Here is a 5,299-nt window from a genome sequence, read left to right as displayed (position 1 = left end):
TAAAGCTCCTGACTCTGGCTGCTCCTAAGTTCTTTCAACCTCTGCTTAACCACATAATCAATGTACTCACATACCCCTGACAGGTTCGTTAATATCTCTTTATTCATAAATCGTAATACAAGAATACCAAATTGTTTCATAAAAACCGTTCTTCGGTAATCATGAGCTGCCCCATCTTTCATAAAATGCTGCGAATCATCAATTTCTATAACCAGTTTAGCTTTTCTACAATAAAAATCCGCAATATATCTTCCAATAGCATACTGCCTATGAAAGCGAATAGGATACTTTCGAAGATAGTACCCCCATAATATCTTCTCTTCCCGTGTCATTGTCTTACGAAGATGTCGAGCATGATTTTTCGCCTTGGGCGTTCTATAAATAGACAAATAAATTCCCCTTTTCCCCATATGTCCCCCTCTATACATAAGCAAATTATGACTCAAAGCTTCAGCAATATTCCCCTTTGTTCTAACATACAGAAATCTACTTTCCCCCACCAGCCAGCAAAGACCGGGCTGTCAATATTATTGAAATCAAAGATTTCTTAAGGTTATGGACTTACAGCCAATGACGACAAGCCCTTGTCGTCATTCCACCCTTTCTCTCCAGAACGGGAAACCTTCGAGCCCCTGCCCTTATCAATTCAAATTCATTCTGTGAGGCTGTAAGTCCATAGAATTATGAAATCTTTGATTACCATATAATCATCCCCCTGGGCCAGATGATTTGAGCATCCTTACGCCCCCTGTGTTGCCGGCTCCTCTTTGTCATAACCCATCATCTTTTCCCATTCCAGAAGGGTGGGTATATCCCCATTGTGGTATGCGTGATACAGCTTATCCATTTCTGCATACTGGCGGATCATCAACTGCTGCCGTTCCTGAAGGGATTTTTCCTGGAGACTTTCCAGTTCCCGCAAATGCTTGGCCGCCAGTTTATACATCATATTCCGCTCGGTTTCATTTTCAATACGCCGCAGGCTGTCTTTCAGGCTGGCCACCCGGTTGCATTTCCAGATAGCGTGCTGGAGCTGTTCTTCCTTGAAATGTTTATTCATTATATGCACATGTTCATGGAAAATTTCCGGCAGTTCACTGGGAGAATGCAGGATTTCCTTAATGGCGGAAATCGGATCGGAATCCACGACGTGGTACAGGACGGACCCGAGGAATGGCATAAGAAATACGGTGAGAGCTCCGGCGGCGATCAGCACAGAGGCAACGTCCTCATGCATCAGGTGCTGCCTTACGGCAATCCCGGTAATCGCCACAATCAGCGGCAATGCGGTGGTGCAATACAGAGCAATGGACGTGCGGTTGTGCAGGGAGATTTCCTTTCTTGTGCTCTTGCGAAGGGAAAGGGAAAGGATAATCGGGATAGAGCGGACCAGCACCAGCGCAGCAATGAAGATGACAAGATATCCCGGCATGGCGGCCACTTTTTTCAGATCCACGGTGCATCCGGATACGGTAAAGAAGAGAGGAATAAAGAAACCGAAGGCCATGCCTTCCAGTTTCGTTTCCAGTGCATGAGATCCTGCGGGAATAATGTAACGAAGCACGAATCCGGCGGCGAAAGCGCCCAGCACGATATCCAGATCAAACACCGCAGAAAATGTAACCAGAAGGATAAGGAGCAGCAGGGTAACCCGTACCGGTGTCTGGGAAGAGGCTCCGGCCTTGGAGTCGAGGAATCGGTACAGCGCATTGCCATCCTTTACCGATTTGGATCCCATCAGGGCAATCCAGACACAGAGGAGGAACAGCCCTCCCAGAATGGCGGCGGTCTGCCAGGTGGCTCGGGTGGACAGAAGAACGGCTACGCAGAGTACCACGGCCACTTCCCCCCAGGTGCCATAGGAAAGGATGAGGTCCCCGATGCGGGTGCCCATGAGGCCGCGCTCTTTGAGAATCGGCATGAGCGTCCCCAATGCGGTGGTGGTGAGCAGTAAGGCCGTAGCCAGGATACCTTCCCGTCCCTGCGCAAAAATAGGGACAGCCATAGCGGCGCCAACGGCCAGGATAAAGGTGACAATCCACGTATACAGTCCGTGACGTCCATCTTCCCCGGTTACAGATTTCGGGTCGATTTCAAATCCTGCCAGAAGAAACAGCAGGGCACATCCCATTTCTGACAGCAAATGAATGGAATCTGCATGAGAATCGATGATATGGAAGCCATGCGGCCCCAGAAGGGAACCGGCCAGCAGCAGAAGTACTGTTTCCGGCACCAGGCGTCGGGGAATACTTTTGGCAACCATGGGAATAACCGCCGAGATAAAAGCTATCACGGCCAGAGAGATGAATTCGTTATGCATAGCAATCTCCTTTGGAAGTCTTATATGCGGTGTGCTACAATTTTCATCCTCATTATACGCTAATGTGGAATCTTGCGCAGACAATTCTTTGACAACTGTAAATGTTAGAGTTACAATTAGGTACCTGGAAAATTAAACAGGAAAATCAGCAATCAGTACATCATCGTATGTACTGGTTTTTATTTTTTGCTTTTCTTTTGTGAAACTGTCCGTGCACAGCGGCAGTACTATGGAGGTGCTGACATTGAACTGGAAAAAGAGTCTTTTTACTATTGCAGCGATTCAGGTAGGGACCGGAGTGAGCATTATCGGGGTACTCTCGTTTATACCGCTGTTTCTTGTGGAAATGGGGGTTAAAGATCCCGGGGAGGCGGCCTTCTGGGCCGGGCTGATTTCCGGTGTCACACCGATGATGGTCAGCTTTTCTGCCCCGTATTGGACAAGAAAGGCGGAACATTACGGGGGACGCCGCATTCTTGCGCTGATTCTGGCTCTGATTACCCTGGTCACCTTTGGCTGTGCCCTGGCCACCAGGCCGTGGCAGCTGTTCATACTCCGTATGATTCAGGGACTCATAGGTGGTTTTGTCCCGATATGTGCCGCTATGACCGTAGCGGTAACGCCTAAAGAAAAGAGAACCTATGGTTTGGGCGTATTTCAGGCCGCCAATGTGATGGGCATTATGCTTGGACCGGTTATTGGCGGGGTGACTGCCGATTTATTTGGCTATCGCATGCCGTTTATCCTCTTTGGATCACTGGCCTTGGTAAGCTGTCTGGGCGCTTTGTTTCTGCTGCCAGATATCCGATCTCATAAGAAACAGGAAGGCTCTGTATGGCAGGATATGAAATATTTTCTTTCCAACCCTACGGTGCGCCTCATGATTTTCCTTCAGTTTCTCTGTAACTTTGCCATGACCGGCATCGGCCCGATTCTTCCTCTGTATATTCGCGGAATGATGGGCGGCGATGCCAAAGCGGTGGCCACCATTGTAGGAATCATCATATTCCTGGCCGGAGGCTCCAGTGCCATGGCCTCGCTCCATGTGGACCGTCTTACCGCCCGTCATCCTATGCATCAGATTCTCATCAGTGCATCGGCAGTCTGTGGAGTGTTGTTTATCCTTCAGTATATGATGCCCAATGTATGGGGACTGGGTTTCTTCCGTGCATTGACCGGTATGTTCATGGGCATGATTATGCCGATTTCCAACACCATCATTACCCTGGCCGTTCCGGAAGAAAAGAAGGGGACCGTATTTGGCATTACCACCAGTCTGGCCCTGTGGGGCAACGTGGCCGGGCCGGTATTCTCTGGAGCCCTGGCTATGAAATTTGGCTACGGATCTGTATTCTGGAGTACAGCGTTCATTTTCTTTTTTGTTACCCTGCTCATACGCCTGCAGCATAAGAAAGTTCGTGAGGCCCAGGCCAGAGCCTGACCTGTCATACACAGATGACGCCACCGTATGGCTCCCTGTATAATAAATAGAAAGTATTTTGCCATAGGAAGGCATTCAGATAAAGGACAGATTATGATGCATACACAGGGTGTGGACATGACTCATGGTCCGCTCAGCAGAAAAATATGGCTCATGGCTATCCCTCTGGCACTGACCGGAGTGATTCAGCAGTTTTTTAATGCGGCCGACATTGCCATGATTGGCCGCTTTGTGGATGAACAGTCCATGGCGGCCGTAGGTGGATGTGCCCCGCTCATCACCACACTTCTCAGTCTGTTTATCGGACTTTCTATTGGGACTAATGTGGTGCTGGCCGGATTTATCGGACAGGATAAGTCGGATAAGGTGAGGGACGGAGTGCATACTTCGGTTACCATGGCCTTCCTCTGCGGACTGGCGCTCACACTTATAGGGGAAATGGCCGCACGGCCCATGCTGCTGTGGCTTCAGGTTCCCGCAGAAATTATGGACATCGCCGAAATCTATCTGCGCATCCTGTTCCTGGAACAGCCATTCCTTCTTCTCTATAACTTTGAATCTTCCATATTCCGTGCCGTCGGCGATACCCGGACACCTCTTCTGGCCCTCTCCCTGGGCGGAATCTGCAAGATTCTTCTCAACCTGGTCATCCTTCTCGTCTTTCATGGAGGAGCCGGTGGAGTCGCTATCGGCTCCATTGTGGCCAACCTGATCAGTGCCCTGTTCCTTCTCTGGAGACTTCATCGCACGGACAGCATGCTTCACGTGAACTTTCACCAGCTCACCATGCACAGAGACATTGTTCGACGCATCCTCAAAATCGGTCTCCCGGCCGGACTTCAGGGCATCGTATTCTGCCTGTCCAACCTCATAATCCAGACCGCATTGAACAGCCTGGGCCCGGACGTTATGGCCGGATCCGCCGCCGGGTACAACATTGAAATATTTGTCTACTTCATGATGTACGCCATGGCGCAGGTCAACACCACCGTGGTAGGGCAGAACTATGGTGCCAGGGAACTCTCCCGCTGCCGAAAGGCCACACGTATCTGTTTTAAACAGACTGCCATCCTCTCCGTAATCCTCATCGCCTTCGTACTCCTCTTTGCCGACCCACTCCTTCACCTCTTCACCACCAACGATACCGTAATCGCCTACGGTAAAGTCCGGCTCCACTGCGTAGTCTGCTTCGAATGGCTCAACGCTATCCTGGACCTCTACGCCGGAAGCCTTCGGGGCTACGGAAATTCCCTCATTCCCGCCATCATCTCCCTCATCGGAATCTGCGGAGTACGAATTACCTGGGTATACACCGCATTCCCTCTGTTCCCCACCCTGCAAACCCTCATGCTCTGCTATCCCGCAAGCTGGGCAGTGACCGATGTGGTGCTGGCGGGGGTGTATGTGATGTATATCCACGCTCTAAACAAATAAATCAAAATCAGCACAAGGTTCACGCATCTTCTGCGTCAGACCCGGATGGGAAAGATCATCGCGTATGTTCAAATACAGCTCAGACTTCCCCATCCGGGTCTTTC

The 5,299-nt window shown here is 50.1% G+C and carries 4 protein-coding genes; 2 read left to right on the top strand and 2 right to left on the bottom strand.

All coding sequences use genetic code 11. The annotated features are described in order from the left end of the window. Together BLQ79_RS07990 and BLQ79_RS07985 are read right to left on the bottom strand one after the other, a co-directional pair. Positions 1 to 410: endonuclease domain-containing protein (locus BLQ79_RS07990; protein ID WP_091365576.1), on the bottom strand; the 410-nt coding region annotated here is incomplete at its 3' end. 329 nt (positions 411 to 739) lie between these two features. Beyond that, on the bottom strand, positions 740 to 2,320 hold the full coding sequence (locus tag BLQ79_RS07985; RefSeq protein ID WP_091365575.1) for a cation:proton antiporter: 1,581 nt from the start codon (positions 2,318 to 2,320) through the stop codon (positions 740 to 742). Between the two features lie 235 nt (positions 2,321 to 2,555). Here BLQ79_RS07985 and BLQ79_RS07980 point away from each other — a divergent pair, with 235 nt between their 5' ends. After that, complete coding sequence (locus tag BLQ79_RS07980) at positions 2,556 to 3,761, top strand: MFS transporter (RefSeq protein WP_327020078.1); 1,206 nt, start codon at positions 2,556 to 2,558, stop codon at positions 3,759 to 3,761. 93 nt (positions 3,762 to 3,854) lie between these two features. Then, positions 3,855 to 5,195, top strand: coding sequence for an MATE family efflux transporter (locus tag BLQ79_RS07975; protein ID WP_159427890.1), 1,341 nt, complete (start codon positions 3,855 to 3,857; stop codon positions 5,193 to 5,195). Positions 5,196 to 5,299 lie beyond the last annotated feature (104 nt).

It is taken from the genome of Dialister histaminiformans, from assembly GCF_900103425.1.
GTDB classification, from domain to species: Bacteria; Bacillota; Negativicutes; order Veillonellales; family Dialisteraceae; genus Allisonella; species Allisonella histaminiformans.
This window is presented reverse-complemented; position numbering and strand designations above follow the sequence as displayed.